Source organism: Achromobacter sp. Root170, from assembly GCF_001428165.1.
Classification (GTDB): domain Bacteria; phylum Pseudomonadota; class Gammaproteobacteria; order Burkholderiales; family Burkholderiaceae_B; genus Achromobacter; species Achromobacter mucicolens.
Genome location: NZ_LMHN01000001.1, coordinates 456,656 through 480,842, shown reverse-complemented (window position 1 = coordinate 480,842; position 24,187 = coordinate 456,656). Strand labels below are relative to the sequence as shown.

The following is a 24,187-nucleotide window of genomic DNA, read 5'->3' as shown; positions in this document are numbered from 1 at the left end:
GACCACAAACCGCTTATTGATCTGCTCGCGGACATTGCATGGTAGCCGGGATCATCCGGGCTACCATGTGATGAATGGGGTCGGGGCGTTCTAAGGACCTGCCAGGGGCGGTTTCCCTGTCAGGCGGCATTCTAAGAAAGAAGATTAACCGGTCGCAAGGAAAATTTCATGTTGCGGTACGGCATTTCATAATGCGGAAAATTGAACAGAACCTGAATTGCTGAACACCCTCGTTTTTATGGGCTAGGACGAATGGTGGACTTGATTCCCGGCAATTCCGTTCCAACACGCACTAAAATGCGCGGTCTACCGGCCCCGAATTCCATGTCCAGCGCGCCCAAGTCCAACATACCTACGCCTTTCCACGATCACGCCCGCACCCGGCGGCGCGGGGTGTACTGGGTCACGCCCGCCATGGTGCTGATCCTCTATATCTGTGTGATGGGGGTGTTCTTCTGGTTGCAGCGCATCCATGACGACAGCGTCATGTTTGTCACGATTGACCAGGAACTACGCCAGCAACGCCTGATCTGGGTCGTGCTGGCTCTGTCCTGCGTCATCGTCATCAGCCTGCTCATGCTGTGGCGCTATACGCGCTTCCGGTCCACCGCCGAAGCCGCCCTCATTGCCGAGACCGGGTTCCGGCGCGCCATGGAAAACTCCATGTCCACGGGCATGCGCGTGCTCGACATGGAGGGCCGCATCGCCTATGTGAACCCGGCCTTCTGCCGGATGATCGGCTGGAACGAGGCCGACCTGATCGGCCGCAGCCCGCCCTTCCCCTATTGGGTGCCGGGCCGCCACGAACAGCACCAGCACACGCTGGACGTGCTGATGTCGGGCAAGACGCCCAGCAGCGGCCTGGAAGTCGAGGCCCAGCGGCGCGACGGATCGCGCTTCACGGCGCGCATGTACGTGTCGCCCTTGCTGGACCCCAACGGCAACCAGATCGGCTGGATGACGTCCATGACGGACATCACCGAGCCCAAGCGCATCCGCGAGGCCCTGACCGCCGCCCACGAACGTTTCATGACCGTGCTGGAAGGCCTGGACGACGCCATCTCGGTCACCGCCGACACGCATGACGGGCTGGAGCTGCTGTTCGCCAACCGCACGTATCGCCGCGTGTTCGGCGCGCAGACGGGCGGTCACGACGAGCTGCTGGCCGGCCGCCGCGGCCGCTTTACCGACGAATCGGTCGAAGTCTTCGCGCCGTCCGTGCAGCGCTGGTTCGAAGTGCACCACCGCATGCTGGCCTGGACCGACGGGCGCCGCGTGCGCATGCAGGTGGCACGCGACATCACCGAGCGCCGCGGCCACGAGGAAGCGTCGCGCGTGCAGCAGGAAAAGATCCAGCTCACCAGCCGCCTGACCACCATGGGCGAAATGGCCTCGTCGCTGGCGCACGAGCTGAACCAGCCGCTGACGGCCATTGCCAACTACAGCATGGGCGCGGTGGCCCTGGTCAAGGCCGGCCACACCAGCCCCAACATGCTGCTGCCCGCGCTGGAAAAAGCCGCTTCGCAGGCCGAGCGCGCCGGCAAGATCATCAGCCGCATCCGCGAATTCGTGAAGCGCAGCGAGCCGCGCCGCCAGCGCGTGGCGATCGGCCGCATTGTCGACAACGCCATCGGTTTTGCCGAGATCGACGCCCGCAAGCGCCGCATCCGCATCGACAGCTTCGTGCCGTCCAACGCGCCCGACGTCCTGGCCGACCCCATCCTTATTGAACAGGTGCTGCTGAACCTGCTCAAGAACGGGCTGGAAGCCATGGAAAAGAGCGAGTCCGACGAGCTTAAGGTAGCCGTAATTCTTCACGATCAGCATATCGAGGTGGCCGTCGTGGACCGCGGCCACGGCTTGGCCGAACCCGAGCGCCTGTTCGAACCGTTCTTCAGCACCAAGTCCCAAGGCCTGGGCATGGGGCTGAATATCTGCCGTACCATTATCGAATCGCATCACGGCCGCCTGTGGGCTGACCCCAACCCGGCCGGCGGTACTATCTTCCGCTTCACCCTGCCCTGCGCTGCGACCCAGACGCAGGCCCAGAACGATCAGTCCGAGGAGTTGCACGCATGAACACGCCCCACCTGTCGAGCACGGTATTCATTGTCGACGACGACGAAGCGGTCCGCGATTCGCTGCGTTGGCTGCTTGAAGCCAATGGATACCGCGTTCGCGCCTACGCCAGCGGCGAATCGTTCCTGGAAGACTACGACGCCAGCCAGATCGGCGTGCTGATCGCCGACGTGCGGATGCCCGGCATGAGCGGCCTGGAACTTCAGGAACAGCTGATCGCGCGCAATGCCCCGCTGCCCATCGTGTTCATCACCGGCCACGGCGACGTGCCCATGGCGGTGTCCACCATGAAGAAAGGCGCCGTCGACTTCCTGGAAAAACCGTTCAACGAATCCGACCTGCGCGAGATCGTGGCGCGCATGCTGGAGCAGGCCACGCAGCGCGTGAGCAAGCACCAGGCTCAGAAGGACCACGAAGCCATGCTGGCGCGCCTGACCGCGCGCGAGCAACAGGTGCTGGAGCGCATCGTTGCGGGCCGCTTGAACAAGCAGATCGCCGACGACCTGGGCATCAGCATCAAGACCGTCGAGGCGCACCGCGCCAACATCATGGAAAAACTTGAAGTGACCACCGTTGCAGATTTGATGAAAGTGGCTCTGGCCAAACCCGAGGCACACGCATGACCGCAAGGATTATTGACGGCGCCGCGCTCTCGCAGCGCATTCGCGAAGAAGTCGCCGAGCGTGTCTCGGCCCTGGCCGCCAAGGGCACCCGCCCCGGCCTGGCCGTTGTGCTTGTCGGCGCGGACCCCGCGTCCCAGGTGTATGTGCGCAACAAGGTCGCGGCCTGCGAAAAGGCCGGACTGCATTCCGTGAAAGAGCAATACCCGGCCGAGATGACCGAAGCCGAACTGCTGGCCCGCATCCAGGTCCTGAACCAGGATCCCAGCATCCACGGCATCCTGGTGCAGCTGCCCCTGCCCAAGCACATGGACGCCCACAAGGTCATCGAGGCCATCGCGGCCGAAAAGGACGTGGACGGCTTTCATATCAGCAACGCGGGCCTGCTCATGACCGGCCAGCCGCTGTTCCGTCCCTGCACGCCGTATGGCGTGATGAAGATGCTGGAATCGGAAGGCGTGAACCTGCGCGGTGCTGAGGCCGTCATCGTGGGCGCCAGCAACATCGTGGGCAAGCCGATGGCCATGCTGCTGCTGCAGGCCGGCGCCACCATCACGATCTGCAACTCCAAAACGCGCGACCTGGCGGCCCAGACCCGCCGCGCCGACGTGCTGGTCGTGGCCACCGGCAAGCCGGGCATGATCGACGGCTCGATGATCAAGCCGGGCGCCGTCGTCATCGACGTGGGCATCAACCGCGGCGCCGACGGCAAGCTGTGCGGCGACGTGGATTTCGCGTCCGCCAAGGAAGTGGCCGGCGCCATCACGCCGGTCCCCGGCGGCGTCGGCCCCATGACCATCGCCATGCTGCTGGTCAACACGGTCGAAGCGGCGGAACGCGCTGCAGGCTGACTGCGTAGACCTCGGTGTCTGACACCCGTGTGAGAGGCGCTTCAGCTTGAGCTGGCGTCTCAGGGGTGTCGGACACCTGCCGCAACTTGGGGGCAGACACCCTCCCCGTCCGCCGGCGGGCCTTGCGTTCGGGACGATCGCCCTCACCTGATCCTTATCGCCGGCGCGCCGCGCGCGTCGTCCGCCACTCAATAAGCCGGTAACACCATGACTCAGAACCCCCTGCTCGCTCCCGTGTCCGAACTGGTCGATTACGCGGCCGTCAAACCCGCGCATATCGTGCCTGCCGTCGAAGAGCTGCTGGGCATCGCCCGCAAGGCCGTCGACCAGGCTGCCGACCCCGCGCTCGCGCCCACCTGGGAGGCCGTGGTCGAGCCCTTGGACACCGCGTCCGAGCGACTGTGGCGCGCCTGGTCGGTGGCCGGCCATCTGAATGCGGTCGTCAATACGCCGGAGCTGCGCGAAGCCTATAACGCCGCGCTGCCGCTGGTCACCGAGTTTTCGACCTGGGTGGGCCTGCACGAAGGCCTGTACAAGCAATATCAGCGGCTGGCCGCCGCGCCCGACTTCGCGTCCTGGACGCCGGTGCGCCGCCGCATCGTGGAAATGGCCCTGCGCGATTTCCGCCTGAGCGGGGTCGAACTGCAAGGCGCGGACCGTGAACGCTATGCCCAGATCTCCGATCGCGAGGCGCAGGCCTCGCAGAAGTTCTCGGAAAACGTGCTCGATTCCATCGACGCGTGGTCGCTGATCGTGGAAGACGAAAGCCGCCTGGCCGGCATTCCGGCGGACGTGATCGCCGCCGCGCGCGCCGCCGCCCAGGAAGACGGCAATGCCGGCTGGAAGCTCACGCTGAAGATGCCCTGCTACCTGCCCGTCATGCAGTACGCCAAGGACCGCTCGTTGCGCGAGGCGCTGTACCGCGGCTACGGCACGGTGGCGTCCGAGCAGGGCGACGCCAAGTTCGACAACTCGCCGCTGATCGAAGAACTGCTGGCGCTGCGCGCCGAAGAATCGGGCCTGCTGGGCCTGGGCACGTTTGCCGCGCTGCGCTTGCAGACGCGCATGGCCCGCGACGCCAAGGAAGTGACCGGGTTCCTGCGCGACCTGGCCGCGCGCGCCAAGCCTTTCGCGCAGCGTGACCTGGCCGAACTCACGGCTTATGCCACCGGCGAACTGGGCCTGGACAGCCTGCAGCCGTGGGACGTGGCTTACGCCTCGGAAGGCCTGCGCGAATCGCGCTATGCGTACTCGGAAGACGAGGTCAAACAGTACTTCACCGAACCGCGCGTGCTGGCCGGCCTGTTCGACGTGATCCAGACCCTCTTCGGCGTGCGCCTGACCGAAACGCCAGTGTCGTCGTGGCACGGCGACGTGCGCGGCGTGCGCGTCGAAAGCCCCGAAGGCGCGCTGATCGGCCATCTGTACCTGGACCTGTACGCCCGCGCCGGCAAGCAGAATGGCGCCTGGGTCGACAGCGAGCGCACGCGCCGCGTCGTGGCCGGCAAGGTGCAGACGCCCATCGCCTACCTGACCTGCAATTTCTCGCGCCCCAACGGCGATCGTCCCGCCGTGCTGACGCACGACGACGTCATCACCCTCTTCCATGAAACCGGACACGCGCTGCACGCGCTGTTGTCCGAAGTCGACGAGCCCGGCGCCGCGGCGTTCGCCAGCGTCGAATGGGACGCCATCGAGCTGCCTTCGCAGTTCATGGAGAACTTCTGCTGGGAATGGGCCGTGGTGCAGAAGCTGTCGGCGCATGTGGACACGGGCGAGCCCCTGCCGCGCGCGCTCTACGACCGCCTGGTCGCCGCCCGCAACTACCAGAGCGGCATGCAGACGGTGCGCCAGATCGAATTTGCGCTCTTCGACATGCTGATGCACGACCGCAGCAAGGGCGCGTCGATTTCCGAGGTGCTGGCGTTGCTGCAGGAAGTGCGCCAGGAAGTGGCGGTGCTGTTCCCGCCGCAATGGCATCGCCTGCCGCACGCCTTCTCGCACCTGTTCGCGGGCGGTTACGGCGCGGGCTATTACAGCTACAAGTGGGCCGAAGTGCTGTCGGCGGACGCGTACGAGGCCTTCGAGGAAGCGGCTGCCAAACAGGCGGGCAATGCGCTGGGCACGCTGGATCCGGAAACCGGCGCGCGCTTTCGTCGCGAAGTGCTGGCCGTGGGCGGCTCGCGCCCGGCGGCCGATTCGTTTGCCGCGTTCCGCGGCCGCGCGCCGCGTATCGATGCGCTGCTGCGCCATAGCGGAATGACGGCGGGCTGATCGAGCGGTTGTTCACTCCCTGGAAATGGCCCGCGTTCAAGCGGGCCATTTTTTTGATTTCAGCCTGCGCCGGCACAAGGCATTGCGGCCGCGCAAACTCTTCACGGATCCAGCAGGTAGAATCCGAAAGGTTTACCCCCTTCCGGCTACTGGACCCATGCGACACTCGATTACCGGCCGCTTCTTTGGCGGACTGCTGATGGCTTTGTGTGTGTTTCTTGCCGCCTGCGGCGACAGGAACGTGGACTGGACGCTTTACAACGTCAAAGGGCACCTGCCGGACCTGAAGTTCTCGCTACCGGGCGCGGGCGGCAAGACGGTCAGCAGCGACGACCTGAAGGGCAAGACGGTGCTGCTCTTTTTCGGGTATGCCAGCTGCCCGGACATCTGCCCCACCACCATGGCGCAGTTGACCGCGGTGTTGCAAAACCTGGGCGACAAGGCCAAGGACGTGCGGATTCTCTTTGTCAGCGTGGACCCGCACCGCGACACGCCAGACATCCTGCAGGCCTACGTCAATGCCTTCAACAACAACGCCATCGGCGTGACGGGCGACGAAAAGCAGATCGCGGACCTGGCGCGCCGCTACCGCGTGGCCTACCAGATCGAAAAGCCCCGTCCTGGCGACGACGCCGACATGTACGAAGTGACGCACAGCCGCGGCGTGTACATTTTCGACAAGGACGGAAAGGCGCGCCTGCTGGCATCTGACACCGACAGCATCGAGGCGCTGACCAAGGACGTGCGCCAGCTCATCGACTTGACCTCCTGACCCGACGGGCGGGGTCCGCACACCAGTTGTTACAACGGTGGCGCGCGGGGCGCGGGTATCCGTGGGTATCATCAGTCCACATTGCCCCCTTTTCCCCTAGTAAGGAGTACGCGCATGAGCATCATCATCATGATCATCGTCGGGTTCATCGTGGGCCTGATCGCCCGCGCCATCATGCCCGGGGACCAGAACATGGGGATCATCATGACCACCATTCTGGGCATCATCGGCGCCGTCGTGGCCGGCTTCCTGGGCCAATCGCTGGGCTGGTACGCGCCCGGCGAACCCGCGGGATGGATCGGATCCGTCGTCGGCGCGATCATCGTGCTGTTCGTGGTGGGCCTGATCGCCAGAAAGCGCACCTGACGTCCGCGCGTTCGACAGGCAAAAAAAACGGGCCGATCGCAAGATCGGCCCGTTTTGCATGGCAAACCGCCAAACGCGCGCCAGGCAATCAGCCCGCAGTCGCGGCCGGTGCGGCAGGCGCGGCCACCGTGCGTTCCGTCCAGCCGCCGCCCAGCACCTTGTACAGCGTGACCAGATTGGTCAGCCGCGCCAGACGCGTGTCGACCAGCGCCTGCTGCGAGGTGTACAGCGAGCGCTGCGAATCCAGCACGCTCAGGTAATCGTCGATCCCCTGCCGGAAACGTTGCTCGGACGCGTCATACGCGCGCTGGTTGGCGTCCACCAGCAACCGTTGCGCCTGGATCTGCTCGTCCAGCGTGCCGCGGCCGGCCAACGCATCGGCCACTTCGCGAAATCCCGTCTGGATGGATTTCTCGTACTGCGCCACCTGGATGTTCTTCTGCACCTTCGCCAGATCCAGCCCCGCCAGCAGCGAGCCGCCCGCGAAGATCGGCACGGTGATCTGGGGCACGAAGCTCCAGGCCCCGGAGCCGCCGTCGAACAGGCCGCCCAGGCTGGCGCTGGCGGTGCCGGCCGAACCCGTCAGGCTGATGGTCGGGAAGAACGCGGCGCGCGCCGCGCCGATATTGGCGTTGGCGCCCTTCAACTGATGCTCGGCGGCGCGGATGTCCGGGCGGCGGGCCAGCAGATCGGACGGCAGGCCGGCGGGCAACGTGGTCGGCAGCATGCTGTCGTCCAGCTTGACCGCGTTGTCCAGCGCCGCCGCCATCTCGGGCGACAACGGCTGGCCCACCAGCAGCACCAGCGCATTGCGGTCCTGCGCGGCCTGGCGCGTGTATTGCGACAGGTTGCGCTCGGCCGTGCGCAGCGACACTTCGGCCTGGCTCAGGTCCAGCGCCGTGGACAGGCCCTGGTCGTAGCTCTGCTTGGTCAGGTTGTAGGAGTCTTGCTGGCTCTTGAGCGTGTCGCGCGTCAGGCTGAGCAGTTCCTGGTCCGCGCGCAGCGTAAGGTAAGCGTTCGCAACTTCGGCGATCAGCGTGAGCTGCGTGGCGGTGCGGGTTTCGTCCAGCGCCAGATACGACTCCAGCGCCTTGTCGCTCAGGCTGCGGATGCGGCCAAAGAGGTCCAGCTCCCAGGCGGACATGGCGGCGCCCACCTGGTAGCTGTGGCTGGTGGTGGCACGGCCGCTGGGCGACAGGTCGGCCGGCGTGCGCTGGGCCGAGCCCTGGCCCGCCACGCCGATGCTGGGCGCCAGGTCGGCGCGCTGGATGCGGTACTGCGCGCGCGCCGCCTCGACGTTCAGCGCGGCCACGCGCAGGTCGCGGTTGTTGGTCAGCGACTGTTCGATCAGCTGTTGCAACAGCGGATCGCCGAAGAAGTCGCGCCAGCCGATGTCGGCCACGGCCATGCCGGCCGGTGCGGCCGTCTGGGCGGCGTTGTAGGCCGGCCCCGTGGGGTAAGCCGCGTCGACGGGCGCATCGGGACGCTCGTAGGTGGGGGCCAGCGAGCAGCCCGCCAGGGCCGCCGCCAGGGATACAGACAGCAAGGTTCTCATCGGGAATGTCATTACGGTTGACCCTCCGCCGGCACGTCCTGCGGCCCCTTGGCGCTGGTGTCGTGCTTGTCGACGTTTTCGCTCATGCGCTTGACCTTGAACACGCGCAGCATGATGACGAAGAAAGCCGGTACGAAGAAGATGGCCAGGAACGTGCCGGTCAGCATGCCGCCGATCACGCCCGTGCCGATGGCGTTCTGGCTGCCCGAGCCCGCGCCGCTGGAAATCGCCAGCGGGGTCACGCCCAGGATGAACGCCAGGGATGTCATCAGGATGGGACGCAGACGCTGGCGGGCGGCGTGGATGGCCGATTCCGTCAGGCTGGCGCCCGATTCATAGTGCTCTTTGGCGAACTCCACGATCAGGATGGCGTTTTTGGCCGCCAGCCCGATGGTCGTCAGCAGACCCACCTGGAAGTACACGTCGTTGGACAGGCCGCGCATCAGCGTGGCCAGCAGCGCGCCGATGATCCCCAGCGGCACCACCAGCATGACCGCGGACGGAATGGTCCAGCTTTCATAGAGCGCCGCCAAACACAGGAACACCACGATGAGCGAGATCGCGTACAGCGCGGGCGCCTGGGCGCCGGACAGGCGTTCTTCGAACGACAGGCCGGTCCATTCGAACCCGACACCCACCGGCAGCTTGGCCGCCAGGCGCTCCATTTCTTCCATGGCTGCGCCCGAGCTGTAGCCCGGCGCCGCCTGGCCCTGGATGTTGTACGACGGCACGCCGTTGTAGCGGTTCAGCTTTTGCGGGCCGAAGCTCCAGGTGGCGCTGGAGAACGCCGAGAACGGCACCATGTCGCCATCCTTGTTGCGCACGTACCACTTGTTCAGGTCTTCCGGCAGCATGCGCGAGGACGCCTCGCCCTGCGCGAACACCTTCTTCACGCGGCCGCGGTCGATGAAGTCGTTGACGTACGACGAGCCCCACGCGGTGGCCAGCGTGCTGTTGATGTCCGACACGGCCACGCCCAGGGCGCGGGCCTTTTCGCGGTCGATATCCAGCTGGTACTGCGGCGCGTCCTCGATGCCGTTGGGACGCACGCCCACCAGCACCGGGCTCTGAGCGGCCTCGCCCAGCAGCTGGTTGCGCGCGGCAAGCAGCTTCTCGTGGCCCACGCCGGCGCGGTCCATGAGCTGGAAGTCAAAGCCGGTGACGTTGCCCAGTTCCATCACGGACGGCGGCGGCACGACGAACAATTTCGCACGGCGTTCCGTCTGGGCGAAATGCGCGTTGGCGCGCCCGGCCACGGCGGCGGCCTTCAGGCTGGCATCGCCGCGCTCTTCCCAGTCGCGCAGCTTGATGAACAGGATGGACGCGTTCTGGCCGCGGCCGCCGAAGTTAAAGCCGTTGACCGCGAACACCGAGGTGACGGCGTCCTTTTCTTCGGTCAGCAGGTACTTGGTGGCGTCGTCGATGACGGCCTTGGTGGCCTCGGCGGTGGCGCCGGCGGGCGTCTGGATCTGGGCGAACAGGATGCCCTGGTCCTCGGCCGGCAGAAACGCGGTCGGGATGCGGGTGAACAGCCAGCCCATCGCGATGACCAGCGCCAGATACACGACCATCAGGCGCTTGGTGCGGTTCAGGCCGCGCGCGACGGTGTTGGCGTAGCCGTTGCTGCTGCGTTCGAACGTGCGGTTGAACCACCCGAAAAAGCCCCTCTTGGCGCCATGATGGCCCTTGGGAATGGGCTTGAGCAGCGTCGCGCAAAGGGCCGGGGTGAACACGATGGCCACGATCACGGACAGCACCATTGAGGACACGATCGTGATCGAGAACTGCCGGTAGATGACGCCCGTGGAGCCGCCGAAGAACGCCATCGGGATGAACACGGCGGCCAGCACCATCGCGATGCCGATCAGCGCGCCGGTGATCTGGCTCATGGACTTGCGCGTGGCCTGCTTGGGCGTGAGGCCTTCTTCGGCCATCACCCGCTCGACGTTTTCCACGACCACGATGGCGTCGTCGACCAGCAGGCCAATGGCCAGCACCATGCCGAACATGGTCAAGGTGTTGATGGAATAACCGAAGGCGGCCAACACGCCGAACGTGCCCAGCAGCACCACCGGCACGGCCAGCGTGGGAATGATGGTGGCGCGGAAGTTCTGCAGAAAGAGATACATCACCAGGAACACCAGGATGATGGCCTCGACCAGCGTCTTGAACACTTCATGGATCGACAGGCTGACGAACGGCGTCGTGTCGTACGGATAGACGACGTCCATGCCCGGCGGGAAATACGGCTTGAGGTTGTTGATGGTGTCGCGCACCGCCTGCGCCGTGTCCAGCGCGTTGGCGCCCGGCGCCAGCTTGATGGCCAGGCCCGAAGCCGGATTGCCGTTGTAGAAGCTGTCGATGGCGTAGGTCTGGCCGCCCAGTTCGATGCGCGAGACATCGCGCAGGCGCACCTGCGAACCGTCGGAATTGACCTTGAGCAGGATCTGGCCGAAGTCCTCGGGCGTCTGCAGGCGCGACGGGCCGATGATGGTGGCGTTCAGCTGCTGGCCGCGCACGGACGGCAGGCCGCCCAACTGGCCGGACGACACCTGCACGTTCTGTTCCTTGATCGCGGTGGTGATGTCGACCGTGGTCAGCCCGTAGTTGACGAGCTTGGCCGGGTCCAGCCAGATCCGCATCGCGTACTGCGAGCCGAAGAGCTGGAAGTCGCCCACGCCCTGCGTGCGGCTGATGGGATCCTGCACGTACGAGGCGACGTAGTCGGCCAGGTCGTCCTTGGTCATCGTGCCGTCGGTGGACACGAAGCCCGCCACGATCAGGAAGTTCTTGGTGGCCTTGGTGACGCGGATGCCCTGCTGCTGCACTTCCTGCGGCAGGAGCGGCTGCGCCAGCGCAAGCTTGTTCTGGACCTGCACCTGCGCGGTGTCGGGATTGGTGCCCTGCTTGAAGGTCAGCGTGATGGACATGCTGCCGTCGGAGTTGCTTTCCGAGGAGATGTACTGCAGGCCGTCAAGACCGTTCATCTGCTGCTCGATCACCTGCACCACGGTGTCCTGCACGGTCTGCGCGGACGCGCCCGGGTAGGTCACCGCGATGCCGATGGCGGGCGGCGCGATGTTGGGATACTGGGCAACCGGCAGCTGCAGGATGGACAGCGCGCCGGCCATCATCAGCACGATCGCGATCACCCAGGCAAATACCGGCCTGTCGATAAAAAACTTTGCCATGCGTGGCTCCCTGATTACTGCTTGGCCGGCGCGGCGCCGGCAGCTTGCGGCTGCTGCGGCTGCGGCGCCTTGGCGCTGGCCTCGGTGGCGACCACTTCAACGCCGGGGCGCACCATCTGCAGGCCTTCCACGATCACGCGATCGCCGGCGGCCAGGCCGTCCGTGACGAGCCACTTGTCGCCGATGGCGCGATCGGTCTTCAGGTCACGCAATTCGACCTGGTTCTTGGCATTGACGACCAGCGCGGTCGGCTGCCCACGCTGGTTGCGCGTCACGCCGCGCTGCGGCACCAGCAGGCCGTCGGCCGCGACGCCGTCAGCCAGGCGCGCGCGCACGAACATGCCGGGCAACAGGCGCCGGTCCGGGTTGGGGAACACGGCGCGCAGCGTGATCGAGCCCGTGCCCGGGTCCACGGTCACTTCCGAAAACTGGAGCTTGCCGGTCTCTTTGTATTGCGAGCCGTCTTCCAGCGTCAGCGTGACCAGCGCGGCCTGCTCGCCGTCCGCCTTTTGCAGCTGGCCGCTGGCCAGCGCATCCTGCAGGCGCAGCAATTGCACGCTGGACTGCGTGAGGTCGACGTAGATGGGGTCGATTTGCTGCACCGCGGCGAGCGCGCTGGTCTGGTTGGCCGTCACGAGCGCACCTTCGGTGACTGCGGAGCGGCCGATGATGCCGTCGATGGGCGACAGCACCTTGGTGTAGACGAGGTTGATGCGGGCCGTGTCCAGCGCCGCCTTGGCCGACAGCACGTCGGCGGCGGCCTGATCGCGCGAGGCGACGGCATTGTCGTAGGTCTGCTGGCTGACCGCGCGGGTGGCGACCAGCGGTTTGTAGCGCTCGGCCAGCAGCGCGGCCGTCTTCTGCTGCGCCTGGGCGCGGGCCAGCGCCGCCTTCTGGCTGTCGACGTTGGCCTGGTAGAGGGCGGGATCGATCTGGTAGAGCTGTTCGCCCGCCTTGACCTCGCCGCCCTCGGTGAAGAGGCGCTTCTGGACGATGCCGTTGACCTGCGGACGGACTTCGGCCACGCGGAACGGGGACGTGCGGCCAGGCAGTTCGGTGGTAAGGGAAACGGGCTGCGTCGCCAGGGTGACGACCGTGACCTGCGGCTTGCCCGCCTGGGGCGCCTCTTGCTTCTTGCCGCAAGCGGCCAGGGTGAGAGCCGATGCCGTCAGCGCGAAAACCGCCGCGCCGCGCCACATAGCGCTTTTCTTATTCATAGATTGCATTCCCGATTTCAATAAAGGTAGCCCCACGCCGCGCAAGCGCCGCGTGCCTGTTGGCCCTGAAGGGGCCGGTTTGCCTGGGGCGATTCTGCGAAGAACATCAGCCCGTCAGACCGTCTTGGCGCGGTCCGCAGCGTTCGACCTGGGTGGATTCGCGTGGAACACGCAAGGCTGGACGTTTATCGCATTGCTGCATTGCAGAACTCGCATTCTGAGTTATCCCGCTTTAGAAACAAAGGGGCATGAAGAGAAAACATCATTCCATTTATGGGACAATTGTCCGATCCGCACTGTGACAAAATTCGGTCATGAAACGCCTACAGGGAATGGAACTCTTCGTCGAGGTCGCCAAGACAAACAGTTTTAGCCGCGCTGCGGCAACGCTGGGCGTCCCAAAGTCGACCTTGTCTCGCCAGGTGGCCGAACTGGAGCGGTCCGTGGGATTGCGGCTGCTGAGCCGCACCACGCGCAAGGTGGAACTGACCGACGCCGGGCGGCTGTATTTCGAACGCTGCCAGCGCATCGTGGCCGAGGCGCAGATCGCCCATGAAGAACTGCAAAAGCTGGTGGACACGCCGGCCGGGCCGCTGCGGGTGAACATGCCCGCGGACTTCGGCACGGACTTCCTGGCTGAATCGTTCATGGAGTTTTCCCGGCGCTATCCCGATGTGACGTTTTTCCTGGACCTCGCGAACCCGGACCACGCATCGCGCGTGTTCCAGACCTGCGACGTGTCGATCGAAATCGGCGACCTGCCCGACTCGACCCAGATTGCAAGATTGCTGGGCATGCTGCCTGCCTACCTGTATGCCTCGCGCGAATACCTGGAGAAGCACGGCGAACCGAAGCATCCCAGCGACTTGACCCGGCACGAGTGCATTGAGTTCCGCGCGGAAGGCGCCGGCCGCGTGACGCGCTGGCCGCTCACCAACGGCGAACAGCACATCGAGTTCACGCCGGGCAACCGGTTTTCCGTCAATGGCGTCGCCATGGCCCGCCGCCTGGCCATGCTGGGCGCGGGCATTGCGGTGCTGGTGGGAGGTCAGTTGGCGGAACAGCAGTCCGGCCAGTTGCAGCGCGTGCTGCCCGACTGGCAGCTTGGCCCGTTTCCGGTCCACGCCGTCACCGAGACGCGCCTGCTGCCCGCCAAGACCCGGATCTTCATCGAGTTCCTGATGGAGCGGCTGGGCAGCCACTGGCAAGCGAAGGATACGCCTGCTTTCATGAGACGCGGCTAAGGCCGAAACAGACTGAAAAATCCTTAGTACGCCGACAGCAGATGTCGGGACGGGTGACTAATCAGGGAGCGAGTGTCAGAAGGACTCGTCGTCGCGCAAGTAGCGCCATTGGCCCAGCGGCAGGTCGCCCAGCGCGACGCGGCCGATGCGCACGCGTTTCAGGCCGATCACTTTCAATCCCACCATTTCGCACATGCGGCGGATCTGGCGTTTCTTGCCTTCGCGCAGCACGAACCGCAGCTGGTCGTGGTTCTGCCAGCGCACCTGGGCGCGCTTGAGGGGCTTGCCGTCCAGCGACAGGCCGTGGTTCAGCAAGGCCAACCCGTTGTCGGAGAGCTCGCCCTGAACGCGGACCAGGTATTCCTTGTCGATGGTGGAGTCTTCGCCAATCAGTTGCTTGGCGACGCGGCCGTCCTGCGTCAGGACAAGCAGCCCTTGCGAATCGATGTCCAGGCGGCCAGCGACGGCCAGCCCGTCCAGGTGGGCGCGTTCGAAGCGCTGCGGGGCGCGGTCGCCGGCAAAGCGCGAGCGTGAATCGATCAGCGCCACGGCAGGCGTGTAGCCTTTTTCGGCCTGGCCGGACACATAGCCCACCGGCTTGTTGATCAGGATGGTGACGCGGGAGGTCTGGCGCGCGTGCGCGGCGCGTTCCAGCGTGATTTCCTGGTCGGGATAGGCCCGCGCGCCCAGTTCGGACACGACGACGCCGTCGACGCGGACCCAGCCGCGCTCGATATAGCTGTCCGCCTCGCGGCGTGAACAGAGTCCGCGCTCGGACATGAGCTTGGAGATACGTACTTTTTCCATGGGCGGTATTGTATGCGGACGGCCGGTGCCCCCCTGCCCTGCGGCATTGCGACGCAGACGGCCTTCGGGCGGGGCTTGGCATAATACGCAGCCATGACGACACCCGCAGCCCATCGCACCCCTCTCGCCGCCGGCTGGCTGGCGCAAGCCCCGGCCCTTCTGTCCCCCGCCCAACGCCACTGGCTGTTCCGGCCAGGCGCGCTGACCGCTGGCCTGCGCCAGGTCGGGCAAGTGCGTCTGCGGGTGTTGGCCGAGTATGCCGATGGCGCGCCGGCTGACGAGGCGCGCGCGATGCAGATCGCGCCGGGTGCGCCCGTGTGGATCCGCGAAGTGCTGATGTCGGTGAATGGCGTGGACAGCGTCCCGGCGCGCAGCCTGACGCCGTTGACCGCTTCGCACGGCGCCTGGCAAGGTATGCGGCGCCTGCTGACCCGGCCGCTGGCCGACATGCTGTATCACGACAGCACGGTGATCCGGTCACCCTTTGCGTGCCGCCGCCTGGCCTCGCCCGTACCGTTCCATGCCACCGCCTCGAACGTGTTGCCGCCTGAAGCCCGCGCGCTGCAGGCCGGCCGGATCTGGGCGCGCCGCTCGGTGTTCTGGCGCCAGGGCCAGCCGCTGCTGGTGGCCGAGTGCTTTCTGCCGGACTTCTGGGAATTGATCGCCGGCCAGCCCGTGCCGCCGCTCGTGCCGCACCAGCGCACGCCGCGCTGAGGCGGCTGAATGCGGGCTGCGGCGAAAACGTTCAGCCCACGCGGCGCCCCCGCTGCTGTCACAACCGCGCACACCGCCCCGATTCAGGAACCCTGCCCCCCGCTGTAAGCGGGTTCAGCCTTCGTATTGCCGCCCTTGCTCCAGCAGTTCCGGCGTGCCGATCACGTCATTGAGCCCGTCGAAGTCCAGCATCCTGTCCTTCCACGGCCCCGTGGTGCCGTGCTGGCGCAGGCTGCCGTAATAGCCCTGCAGCGTACGCGCGACGGCGCGCGCGGTGCCGCCCGGGAAGATCACGATGCGAAACCCCACGGCGGCGAGCGCGCCGGCGTCCTGCACCGGCGTCTTGCCGCCCTCCACCATGTTGGCCAGGAGCGGCACGCGCGCCGCGAAGCGGTCGCAGGCCGCGCGCATCTGTTCCGGCGTGCGCAGCGCTTCGATGAAGAGCGCGTCCGCACCGGCTTGCAGATAGGATTCTGCGCGGTCCAGCGCCGCCTCCAGGCCCTCGGACGCCAGCGCGTCGGTGCGCGCCAGGATCAGCGTCGACGCATTGACGCGTGCGTCCACGGCGGCGCGCAGCTTGCCGCACATCTCGGCAGCGGGAATCACGCTCTTGCCGTCCAGGTGGCCGCAGCGCTTGGGAAAGGTCTGGTCTTCGAGCTGGATCATGGCCGCGCCCGCGCGCTCGAAGCCGCGCACGGTGCGCTGGGTGTTCAGCGCGTTGCCGAATCCCGTGTCGGCATCCACGATCACGGCCGCCGACACGCGCTCGGCGATGCGGGCCAGCGTGTCCTCGACCTCGGTGTACGTGGTCAGGCCAATGTCCGAACGGCCCAGCCGCGAGTAAGCGATCGACGCGCCCGACAGGTACAGCGCGGAAAAGCCCGCCTGCTCGGCGATCAGCGCCGACAAGGCGTCGTAGACGCCGGGAGCCAGCACGGTGCCGGCCGCCAATTGCGCTTTCAGATTCTGTGTTTGCATCTTGGGTTCCTAATCCAGGCGGCGCCCGAGCAGCGCCGCCGCCGTGGCCGCGGCGATATGGCCGCCCGCAACCGCGCTGAGCAAGCCGTTGCCGGACAGATAGCCCGACACGTCGTTGCCCGAAACGCCCCGGGCGGCGCCGCCCGCGGCCAAGAGGTTGGGCAGCGCCTGGCCGGCGTTGTCCAGAACGCGGCATTGCGCGTCGATGTCCAATCCGCCTTGTGTGTGAAAGAGTGCGCCGGTCACCTTGACCGCGTGGTACGGCTCCTGCAGGGTCCGTTCAAAGCGGCGTCCCAGCGGATCCGGCGCGCCGGGGCGGACCGCATCCAGCGTCTGGTCCAGCACGAGCGGATCGCAGCCGATCAGCGCGGCCAACTCGGGCACGCCGGCGCACGTCTTGAGCGCCTGGCCTTGCTCGGCCTGCACAAAGTCCGGAAACCCGCGCGCCAACGCAAGCGTGCGGTCGTCGAAGACGTTCCAGGCGACCGAGTCCGGCTGCGCCAACACGTGGACCGCGGCCTCGGAATAGCCGTGCGTCTCGTCGTGAAAGCGCCGGCCCTCGCGGTTGATCTGCACGCCGCCGTCCATCATCACGGCCCAGGAAATCAGCGCGCCTTGTGGCGTGGCCCAGGAGCCGTGGCCCTGGTAGCCGCCCAGGTCCGCCAGACGCGCGCCCAGCTGCGTGCCCCACTGGATGGCGCTGCCGTCGTTGCCCGCATGGCCGCCGTAGACGGCCTCGCGCATGGCGGGCAGGTACTCGCCCACCATCGCGGCGTTGCCGCCAAAACCGTTGCAGGCCAGGATCAGGACATCGCAGCCGATCACGTCGACCGAGCCGTCCGGGCGTTCGCAGCCCACCGCCGACACGCGGCCTTGGCCTTCGTCGTCCGTCCAGATTTCGCGGGCCAGCGCGCGCGTCAGCAGGTAGGCGCCTGCCCCGGTGGCGGCGCGTTCCAGGGCGGCGACCAGCGCCGCGCCGGTGCGCTCGGGCAGCGTGTGCATGCGCCGCGCCGTGTGTCCCGGATACAGGAAGCCGTCCAGCACCTCGAAGCGCAGCCCGTGCGCGGCCAATGCGTCCATGGCGGCGGCGGCCGCGCCGGTGTAGGCAGCCACCAGGGCTGGCGAGGCCGTGCCGTTGGCCTTGGCCTGGATGTCGGCGGCAAAGCGCTGCGCGTCGTCCTCGATGCCTGCGGCGCGCTGCACGGCAGAGCCTGCCGCGGGAATGAAACCGGAAGACAGCGCCGTGGATCCGGTGGGCACGGCATCGCGTTCGATCAGCACCGTCTCGATGCCGGCGCTGGCCAGACGCAGCGCGGCGGTCAGGCCGCAGGCGCCCGCGCCGATGATGGCCACCGGCACGTGCATCGCGTCGGCGCCCGGCGCCACGCCCCTCCTGACGACGGGTGCGCTCACGATGCCAGCCTGTCCAGCAGGTCCTGGCACGACACCACCTCGGCCACCGTGCGCAGGTCCGCCAGCGCGGCCTCGTGCATGGCAGGCGTGGGCGCGGCGCAGCCATCGGCCAGCACCGTCACGTGATAGTCGCGCATGTGGGCATCGCGCACCGTGCTGGCGACCCCGCCATTGGTGACGATGCCGGCCACCACCACGCTGGAGACGCCCGCGCGCCGCAGCACCCAGTCGAGCTGCGTGTTGAAGAAGGCGGAGTACGCGACCTTCCAGACCGATACGTCGACCAGCCCGTCCAGCTCGGCCACGTTTGCCTGCCCGGGTGAGCCGGCCACGAAATCGCCACGGCGCAGGAACGGGCGCAGTTGCTTGAGATGCGGCGAGATCATGGGTTCGCCGTGCGCATCGGGCCACAGCGTGAACTGGCTGGCGGCCACGAAACCGCCCTGCCCCTTGAGCGCGCGGGCCACGGGCGCGACCCGCGCGGGCAAGGCCCTGGCCTGCGGGCTGACCGCGCCGCCGCGGTCGTAGGCACCGCCCGGCGCCAGGAAGTCGTTCTGCAGGTCGATGATGACCAGCGCGGTCGTGCGGGGATCGAAGGCGTGCATGGCGGGCTCCTACGATGCAGTCCGGGCGATCAGCAGATTGCCCAGAGAATCGACCCGGCCCGCAAAGCCGGGCTCGATCCAGATGGTGGTGTCGGGCTGTTCCAGGATGGCCGGGCCCGCCACCTCGGCGCCGACCGGCAGGTCCAGGCGCGCGTAGCGCACCGCATCGTGCCATTGCCCGGCATGAAAGACTGCCTGCGTGCCCAGCGCCGCAGGCATGGCTGTGCTGGTGGGCGCCAGGAGGGCCAGATCGAACTTGGGACGCTGGCCGATCCGCGCGTAGCGCAGGTTCAGAATGCGCACCGCAATGCCGGTGAGGCTGCGGCCAAAGGCGGCCTGGTAGGCGCGATCGAATGCGGCGGCGATGCCTTCGCGGCTGATGTCCGCGCGGCCCACCTCGACGCGCACGGTGTGGCTCTGGCCCACGTACAGCATGTCCAGTTCGATGCTTTCGCGGATGCCCTCGAACGACACGCCCGCCGAATCCAGGCGCTGCTGGCAGGCGTCTGCCAGCCCGTCGATGCGGGCCAGCTGGTCGGCCGCGTCCAGCGCATCCAGCGCCACGTTCAGGGTCTGCACGCCGTCGTGGCGCATGTCGGCCATGACGCAGCCCAGCGCCGAGGTCACGCCCGGATAGCGCGGCACGATGCCGTGGGCGGCGTCCACCTCGTTCATCATGGCGCACACATGCAGCGCGCCGCCGCCGCCGAACGGCATGTAGGCAAACTTGCGCGGATCGTGGCCGCGCTCGATGGACACAACGCGGATCGCGCCGGCCATCTTGGCGTTGGCGACCGTCAGGATGGCTTCCGCGGCGGCGTGAACGTCCAGTCCCAGCGGACGCGCCACGTGTTCCTCGATGGCGGCGCGCGACAGGTCGACGTCCATCTTGGCCAGAAGACCGCCGCCCAGCGGGCGGTCCGCGGCAATGCGGCCCAGCAGCACGTTGGCGTCCGTGACGGTGGGCCGGGTGTTGCCGCGGCCATAGCAGGCCGGGCCGGGAATGCTGCCCGCGGATTCAGGGCCGACCTGCAGCAGCCCGCCGGCGTCGACGCTGGCGATCGAGCCGCCGCCCGCGCCAATGGTTTCGATCTGGATCATCGGCGCGCGCACGACCATGCCGAAGTCGATGGCGGTCTGCGCCGACAGCGAGGCCTCGCCCTCGGCCACCAGCGACACGTCGAACGAGGTGCCGCCCATGTCGCCCGTGACCACATTGGGAAAGCCTGCGGCGCGGGCAATGGCCGCGCACGCGATGACGCCGGCCGCCGGCCCCGACAAGGCCGTGCGCACGGGCACGTCGCACGCCGTCTGGCGCGACATCACGCCGCCATTGCTCTGCACCACCAGCAGTTCGCCCTGGAAGCCGTGCTGCTGGAGATCGGATTCCAGGCGCGTCAGGTAGCTGCCCACCACGGGCTGCAGCGCGGCGTTCAGCACCGCCGTCGAGCACCGCTCGAACTCGCGAATCTCGGGCAGCACCTCAGTGGCGGCGGTGACGTTGCCGTTGGGCCAGATGGACCGCACGCGGGCGGCAGCCTGGGCCTCGTTGACGGGATTGGCGTAGGCGTTCACGAAGAACACGCAGACCGCCTCGCAGCCTTGCGCCAGCAGCGTGCGCGCTGCAGCCTCGACCTGGTCCAGGTCCACGGGCGTGTGCAGCGCGCCATCGGCCAGCACGCGCTCGCGCACTTCCAGGCGCAGATCGCGCGGCACGACGGGTTCATAGTTGCCGCGCAGGCCCCAGGTCTGCGGCCGGTCGCGGCGGCGCATTTCCAGCACGTCGCGAAAGCCCTCGGTCGTGATGATGCCGGTGCGCGCGACCTTGCGCTCCAGCAGTGCGTTGGTGCCCACGGTGGTGCCGTGCACGATCGTCGCGATGTCGCCCGCGCCGTCAGCCACGCGGGCGATGCCGTTCATGAAGCCGCGCGCTTCCTCGCCGCGGGTCGACGGCACCTTGACCACGCGGGCGCTGCCGCCCGCCTCGTCCAGCACGAACAGATCCGTGAACGTGCCGCCCACGTCCACGCCCACCACCAAACCTTGCGCCGCGCTCATGCCGACTGCTCCTTCTGAATGTCGCTCACATAGCCCATCTTGCGGTCGTGCTCGCGCGCCGCGGGGTCACGCCGCGCGGGATCGCCATAGCCGCCTCCGCCCGGGGTTTCCAGACGCACGCGGTCGCCGCGTTGCAGCCGGATGCCCAGCATCTTCGAGCTCATGGGCGGGGACAGCCACTGGCCGTCCTGCTGATAGCGAAAGACGTTGAGCGCGGCCTGGCCGCCGCCCGCGATGCCCTTGGGCGCGCTGCGGCCGCGCTCGCCGAAGATGAAGGCCTCGGCGCTGTCTTCCAGTAATTCAATTTCATAGATGGCGCCCAGGCCACCGCGATGCGCGCCATCGCCCGCCGAATCCGGACGCAGCGCCCATTGCGTGAAGCGCACCGGATACGCCGCTTCCAGGATTTCCAGCGGCGGAATGGTGGCGGTGGAGATCGGCGCATTGCCGTGGCTCAGGCCGTCGCCGTCCGAATGCCCGCCGTGGCCGCCGCCAAAGAAGCTGAACATCACCCAGCGCTGGCCCTTGCGGGCGGCGTCGCTGCGGTAGCCGGCGATCGACAGCGCATTGATGGTGCCGTAGGCCTGCGCCATCGCGCGGTCCGGTGCGGCCTGGGCCATCGCGCAGAAGATCACGTCGATCATGCGCAGGATGGTTTCGGTGTAGCCCCCGACCGGACGCGGACGGTCGGCCGAGATCGCCAGGCCGTCCGGCAGCGTCACGTCCACCGCGTCCAGCACGCCCGCGTTGGCGGGGACATCCGGGAACAGGTGCTTGAGCGCCACGTAGCAGGCCGCGATGGCGGTGGCGCGCGAAATGTTGACCGGACCCGCGCAGGCCGGCGACGTGCCGGTGAAATCCAGCCCCAGGCGGTCACCGGCGATGGTGAGCTTGAGCGCGATGCGCAGCGGCGCATCGCGCACGCCGTCGTTGTCCAGCATGTCTTCAAAGGCGTACTCGCCATCCGGCAGGCGGGCGATGTGATCGCGCATCAGGCGGCGCGCCCGTTCGCGCAGGGTGTCCAGGGACTCCAGCACCGTCGCGTCGCCGTATTCGTCGAGCAGACCGTCCAGCCGGCGCGCGCCCAGTTCCAGCGCCGCAAGCTGGCCGTTCAGGTCGCCCCACAGGCTGTCGGGCAGACGGGTGTTGGCCTTCAGGATGGCCAGCACGTCCTGGTCCAGCACGCCAGCGCGCACGATGCGCACGGGCGGGATCTGCACCGCTTCCTGCCAGCATTCGGTGGCGGCCGGGTTGTAGTTGCCGGGCACCGCGCCGCCCACGTCATGCCAGTGGGCCGCCGACGCCAGAAAGCAGAACAGCTTGCCGCCGCGGAACACCGGCTTGACCAGCTTGAAGTCGTTGGCGTGCGTGCCGCCTTCGTAAGGATCGTTGAACAGCCACACGTCGCCATCCACCATGCCCCCACGGCCGGCCGCGGCCTTGGCCGCCGCCTTCACCGCGAACGCCATCGCGCCCACGAAGACGGGCAGGCCCGACTTGCCCTGGATCAGCGTGGCGCCGGTGGCGGCGTCGTACATGCCGTGGCAGGCGTCATGGGCCTCGGCGATGATGGGATTGAACGCGCTGCGGTACAGCGTCGCGTCCATTTCGTCGGCGATCTGTTCCAGGCGGCCCTTCAGGACCGCCAGGGTAACGGGGTCAAGCATGATGTTGTTCCTAAGAGGTTTGACGCTGTTTCAGCAGATTCAGCAGTCCGCCGGCCTGCACCATGTCAAGCAGGAAGCCGGGCACGGGCTCGCAATGCAATTCGGCGGGGTTGCCGCCGGGACGGCCGATGCGGCCGGCGGCCGGGTCGAACGTGACGCCTTCGCCTTCGGCAAGGGTGTCGGCCTGGCTGCAAGTCAGAAGCAGCAGCCCCACGTTGAACGCGTTGCGGAAATACAGGCCGTTGAAGGACGGCGCGATCACGGCGGCCACGCCCAGGCGCACGAGCGCCGCGGCCGCCTGCTCGCGAGACGAGCCGATGCCGAAGTTGGGGCCGGCCACCAGCACGTCGCCGGGCTGGACCTGGCCGGCAAAATCGGGCCGGACCCGCTGCAGGCAGTGGCGCGCGATCTCGTCGATGCCGAATTTCATGTAGGCGCCCGGCGCCAGCGCATCGGTGTCGATGTCCGCGCCCACGCGCCAGACGCGGTGCGTCGTGGTGTCTGCGTTCATGCCAGGAACTCCCGGGGGTCGGCCACGCGGCCCGCCACGGCCGACGCCGCGACGGTGTAGGGCGAAGCCAGGTAGACCTGCGCGGTCTCCGAGCCCATGCGCCCCTTGAAATTGCGCGCGGTGGTGGAAATGACACTGGCGCCGTCCGGAATGGACCCGCCATAGCCCGCACAGGCGCCGCAGGACGTAGCCAGCACCTGGGCCCCGGCGTCGCGCAGCACCTGCATGACGCCTTCGCGGTCGGCCTGATCCTGATCCACGCGGCTGGCCGGCGCCACCATCAGCTGCATGCCGTCCGCCAGCCGGCGGCCGCGCAGCACGCTGGCCGCGGCGCGCAGGTCGTCCAGCTTGGCGCCGGTGCAGGCGCCGATGTAGGCCACCTGCACCGGCACGTCGTTGTATTCGTCCACGCCGCGCGCGTTGGCCGGGCTGTGCGGCGCGGCGACCTGCGGGGCCAGCGCCGCGGCATCGAACTCGTGCCATTCGGCGTCGGCCTGCGGGTCGCTCTGCCAGCGCGCCAGGTCCAGGTCCGCCGTCACGCCCGCCTCGCGCAGATAGGCCGCGGTGGTCTCGTCCGGGGCGATCAGGCCCACCTGCGAGCCCAGCTCGGCGCTCATGTTCGACAGCGTCATGCGCTCTTGCATGGACAGCGCGCGCACTGCCTCGCCGCAGAATTCCACCGCCTGGTAGCGCCCGCCGTTCATGCCGTAGCGGCCGATCATGTGCAGCATCATGTCCTTGGCGGTGACGCCGGCCGCCAGCTGGCCGCGCCAGTGCATCATCAGCGTCTTGGGCACCTTGACCCAGATCTGGCCGGTGACCGCCACGCCCAGCATTTCGGTGCTGCCGATGCCGAACATATACGCGCCAAACGCGCCGCCGGTCGGCGAATGCGAATCGCCGCCCACGCAGAACATGCCGGGGCGGATGTGGCCGTGCTGCGGCACCACCACGTGACAGATGCCGACCGAGTCATACACGTTGGGCAGTTGCTGCTCCGCGGCCCAGTCGCGCGCGATGCGCACGATGCGGCGCGATTCGTCGTCCGATTCCGGCACGTAGTGGTCGATGACCAGCACGATGCGGGACGGATCCCACAACGTGGCGCCCAGCTCTTGCAGCATGGGCTGCAGGCGCCGGGGACCGCTGGAATCGTGGAACATCGCCAGGTCGACCGCACAGGTCACGATTTCGCCCTCGGCCACCGTCTCACGCCCGCAGGCGGCGGCGATCAGCTTCTGGGCCAGGGTTTGAGGCTGGGCCAT

19 protein-coding genes are annotated in these 24,187 nt (G+C 67.5%); 8 read left to right on the top strand and 11 right to left on the bottom strand.

Annotation, left to right across the window (positions count from 1 at the left end):
- The first annotated feature begins 324 nt into the window (after positions 1 to 324).
- From ASD87_RS02140 to ASD87_RS02115, 6 genes are all read left to right on the top strand, one after another.
- A complete protein-coding gene (locus ASD87_RS02140) occupies positions 325 to 2,079 on the top strand; it encodes a PAS domain S-box protein (protein WP_056316505.1) in 1,755 nt (584 codons plus the stop codon).
- Entirely contained in the window at positions 2,076 to 2,702 is a 627-nt protein-coding gene (locus ASD87_RS02135; RefSeq protein WP_006219003.1) for a response regulator transcription factor, read from the top strand. The genes ASD87_RS02140 and ASD87_RS02135 overlap by 4 nt, the downstream gene beginning before the upstream one ends.
- Complete coding sequence (gene folD, locus ASD87_RS02130; protein ID WP_056316504.1) at positions 2,699 to 3,550, top strand: bifunctional methylenetetrahydrofolate dehydrogenase/methenyltetrahydrofolate cyclohydrolase FolD; 852 nt, start codon at positions 2,699 to 2,701, stop codon at positions 3,548 to 3,550. The genes ASD87_RS02135 and folD overlap by 4 nt, the downstream gene beginning before the upstream one ends.
- Positions 3,551 to 3,757: 207 nt before the next feature.
- Positions 3,758 to 5,824 carry a M3 family metallopeptidase gene (locus ASD87_RS02125; protein WP_056316501.1) on the top strand — a complete coding sequence of 689 codons (2,067 nt, stop codon included), beginning with the start codon at positions 3,758 to 3,760 and terminating at the stop codon, positions 5,822 to 5,824.
- A gap of 157 nt (positions 5,825 to 5,981) precedes the next feature.
- Positions 5,982 to 6,596: an SCO family protein gene (locus tag ASD87_RS02120; RefSeq protein ID WP_056316499.1), complete on the top strand. Its 615-nt coding sequence runs from the start codon at positions 5,982 to 5,984 to the stop codon at positions 6,594 to 6,596.
- Positions 6,597 to 6,710: 114 nt separating this feature from the next.
- Positions 6,711 to 6,962 carry a GlsB/YeaQ/YmgE family stress response membrane protein gene (locus tag ASD87_RS02115; RefSeq protein ID WP_056316497.1) on the top strand — a complete coding sequence of 84 codons (252 nt, stop codon included), beginning with the start codon at positions 6,711 to 6,713 and terminating at the stop codon, positions 6,960 to 6,962.
- 88 nt (positions 6,963 to 7,050) lie between these two features.
- On the opposite strand, the gene adeC is transcribed toward ASD87_RS02115, so the two are convergent.
- From adeC to ASD87_RS02100, 3 genes are read right to left on the bottom strand one after another with little or no spacing between them, the layout of a single operon-like run.
- Positions 7,051 to 8,529: an AdeC/AdeK/OprM family multidrug efflux complex outer membrane factor gene (gene adeC, locus ASD87_RS02110; RefSeq protein ID WP_056316494.1), complete on the bottom strand. Its 1,479-nt coding sequence runs from the start codon at positions 8,527 to 8,529 to the stop codon at positions 7,051 to 7,053.
- Positions 8,529 to 11,708 carry an efflux RND transporter permease subunit gene (locus tag ASD87_RS02105; protein WP_056316491.1) on the bottom strand — a complete coding sequence of 1,060 codons (3,180 nt, stop codon included), beginning with the start codon at positions 11,706 to 11,708 and terminating at the stop codon, positions 8,529 to 8,531. The genes adeC and ASD87_RS02105 overlap by 1 nt, the downstream gene beginning before the upstream one ends.
- 14 nt (positions 11,709 to 11,722) lie before the next feature.
- Positions 11,723 to 12,925: an efflux RND transporter periplasmic adaptor subunit gene (locus ASD87_RS02100; RefSeq protein ID WP_056316490.1), complete on the bottom strand. Its 1,203-nt coding sequence runs from the start codon at positions 12,923 to 12,925 to the stop codon at positions 11,723 to 11,725.
- A 332-nt stretch (positions 12,926 to 13,257) separates the two neighbouring features.
- Here ASD87_RS02100 and ASD87_RS02095 point away from each other — a divergent pair, with 332 nt between their 5' ends.
- Positions 13,258 to 14,169 (top strand): LysR family transcriptional regulator, encoded by a 912-nt coding sequence (locus ASD87_RS02095; RefSeq protein WP_056316487.1) that lies wholly within the window; start codon positions 13,258 to 13,260, stop codon positions 14,167 to 14,169.
- A gap of 75 nt (positions 14,170 to 14,244) precedes the next feature.
- On the opposite strand, the gene ASD87_RS02090 is transcribed toward ASD87_RS02095, so the two are convergent.
- Positions 14,245 to 14,976 (bottom strand): pseudouridine synthase, encoded by a 732-nt coding sequence (locus ASD87_RS02090; RefSeq protein ID WP_056316485.1) that lies wholly within the window; start codon positions 14,974 to 14,976, stop codon positions 14,245 to 14,247.
- A gap of 93 nt (positions 14,977 to 15,069) precedes the next feature.
- Between ASD87_RS02090 and ASD87_RS02085 the strand changes: the two genes are divergently transcribed.
- On the top strand, positions 15,070 to 15,690 hold the full coding sequence (locus ASD87_RS02085) for a chorismate lyase (protein ID WP_056316482.1): 621 nt from the start codon (positions 15,070 to 15,072) through the stop codon (positions 15,688 to 15,690).
- A gap of 114 nt (positions 15,691 to 15,804) precedes the next feature.
- Here the strand turns inward: ASD87_RS02085 and ASD87_RS02080 are convergent, their stop codons facing one another.
- From ASD87_RS02080 to ASD87_RS02050, 7 genes are read right to left on the bottom strand one after another with little or no spacing between them, the layout of a single operon-like run.
- Positions 15,805 to 16,668, bottom strand: a complete 864-nt coding sequence (locus tag ASD87_RS02080; RefSeq protein ID WP_056316481.1) for an oxaloacetate decarboxylase — start codon at positions 16,666 to 16,668, stop codon at positions 15,805 to 15,807.
- Between the two features lie 9 nt (positions 16,669 to 16,677).
- Positions 16,678 to 18,081 (bottom strand): FAD-dependent oxidoreductase, encoded by a 1,404-nt coding sequence (locus ASD87_RS02075; protein WP_056316478.1) that lies wholly within the window; start codon positions 18,079 to 18,081, stop codon positions 16,678 to 16,680.
- On the bottom strand, positions 18,078 to 18,686 hold the full coding sequence (locus tag ASD87_RS02070) for a cysteine hydrolase family protein (RefSeq protein ID WP_056316476.1): 609 nt from the start codon (positions 18,684 to 18,686) through the stop codon (positions 18,078 to 18,080). Before ASD87_RS02070 ends, ASD87_RS02075 begins: the two co-directional genes overlap by 4 nt.
- 9 nt (positions 18,687 to 18,695) lie before the next feature.
- Positions 18,696 to 20,744 (bottom strand): hydantoinase/oxoprolinase family protein, encoded by a 2,049-nt coding sequence (locus ASD87_RS02065; RefSeq protein WP_056316474.1) that lies wholly within the window; start codon positions 20,742 to 20,744, stop codon positions 18,696 to 18,698.
- Complete coding sequence (locus tag ASD87_RS02060; RefSeq protein WP_056316471.1) at positions 20,741 to 22,411, bottom strand: hydantoinase B/oxoprolinase family protein; 1,671 nt, start codon at positions 22,409 to 22,411, stop codon at positions 20,741 to 20,743. Before ASD87_RS02060 ends, ASD87_RS02065 begins: the two co-directional genes overlap by 4 nt.
- A 10-nt stretch (positions 22,412 to 22,421) precedes the next feature.
- Positions 22,422 to 22,922: a 3-isopropylmalate dehydratase gene (locus tag ASD87_RS02055; RefSeq protein ID WP_056316470.1), complete on the bottom strand. Its 501-nt coding sequence runs from the start codon at positions 22,920 to 22,922 to the stop codon at positions 22,422 to 22,424.
- Positions 22,919 to 24,187 (bottom strand): 3-isopropylmalate dehydratase large subunit, encoded by a 1,269-nt coding sequence (locus tag ASD87_RS02050; protein ID WP_056316467.1) that lies wholly within the window; start codon positions 24,185 to 24,187, stop codon positions 22,919 to 22,921. Before ASD87_RS02050 ends, ASD87_RS02055 begins: the two co-directional genes overlap by 4 nt.

What these genes read in the sequence shown, in the direction of transcription:
- ASD87_RS02140 (WP_056316505.1), top strand. Translation starts at nt 325, where the DNA reads ATGTCCAGCGCGCCCAAGTCCAACATACCTACGCCTTTCCACGATCAC.
- ASD87_RS02135 (WP_006219003.1), top strand. Translation starts at nt 2,076, where the DNA reads ATGAACACGCCCCACCTGTCGAGCACGGTATTCATTGTCGACGACGAC.
- folD (WP_056316504.1), top strand. Translation starts at nt 2,699, where the DNA reads ATGACCGCAAGGATTATTGACGGCGCCGCGCTCTCGCAGCGCATTCGC.
- ASD87_RS02125 (WP_056316501.1), top strand. Translation starts at nt 3,758, where the DNA reads ATGACTCAGAACCCCCTGCTCGCTCCCGTGTCCGAACTGGTCGATTAC.
- ASD87_RS02120 (WP_056316499.1), top strand. Translation starts at nt 5,982, where the DNA reads ATGCGACACTCGATTACCGGCCGCTTCTTTGGCGGACTGCTGATGGCT.
- ASD87_RS02115 (WP_056316497.1), top strand. Translation starts at nt 6,711, where the DNA reads ATGAGCATCATCATCATGATCATCGTCGGGTTCATCGTGGGCCTGATC.
- adeC (WP_056316494.1), bottom strand. Translation starts at nt 8,529, where the DNA reads ATGACATTCCCGATGAGAACCTTGCTGTCTGTATCCCTGGCGGCGGCC.
- ASD87_RS02105 (WP_056316491.1), bottom strand. Translation starts at nt 11,708, where the DNA reads ATGGCAAAGTTTTTTATCGACAGGCCGGTATTTGCCTGGGTGATCGCG.
- ASD87_RS02100 (WP_056316490.1), bottom strand. Translation starts at nt 12,925, where the DNA reads ATGAATAAGAAAAGCGCTATGTGGCGCGGCGCGGCGGTTTTCGCGCTG.
- ASD87_RS02095 (WP_056316487.1), top strand. Translation starts at nt 13,258, where the DNA reads ATGGAACTCTTCGTCGAGGTCGCCAAGACAAACAGTTTTAGCCGCGCT.
- ASD87_RS02090 (WP_056316485.1), bottom strand. Translation starts at nt 14,976, where the DNA reads ATGGAAAAAGTACGTATCTCCAAGCTCATGTCCGAGCGCGGACTCTGT.
- ASD87_RS02085 (WP_056316482.1), top strand. Translation starts at nt 15,070, where the DNA reads ATGACGACACCCGCAGCCCATCGCACCCCTCTCGCCGCCGGCTGGCTG.
- ASD87_RS02080 (WP_056316481.1), bottom strand. Translation starts at nt 16,668, where the DNA reads ATGCAAACACAGAATCTGAAAGCGCAATTGGCGGCCGGCACCGTGCTG.
- ASD87_RS02070 (WP_056316476.1), bottom strand. Translation starts at nt 18,686, where the DNA reads ATGCACGCCTTCGATCCCCGCACGACCGCGCTGGTCATCATCGACCTG.
- ASD87_RS02065 (WP_056316474.1), bottom strand. Translation starts at nt 20,744, where the DNA reads ATGAGCGCGGCGCAAGGTTTGGTGGTGGGCGTGGACGTGGGCGGCACG.
- ASD87_RS02060 (WP_056316471.1), bottom strand. Translation starts at nt 22,411, where the DNA reads ATGCTTGACCCCGTTACCCTGGCGGTCCTGAAGGGCCGCCTGGAACAG.
- ASD87_RS02055 (WP_056316470.1), bottom strand. Translation starts at nt 22,922, where the DNA reads ATGAACGCAGACACCACGACGCACCGCGTCTGGCGCGTGGGCGCGGAC.
- ASD87_RS02050 (WP_056316467.1), bottom strand. Translation starts at nt 24,187, where the DNA reads ATGGCCCAGCCTCAAACCCTGGCCCAGAAGCTGATCGCCGCCGCCTGC.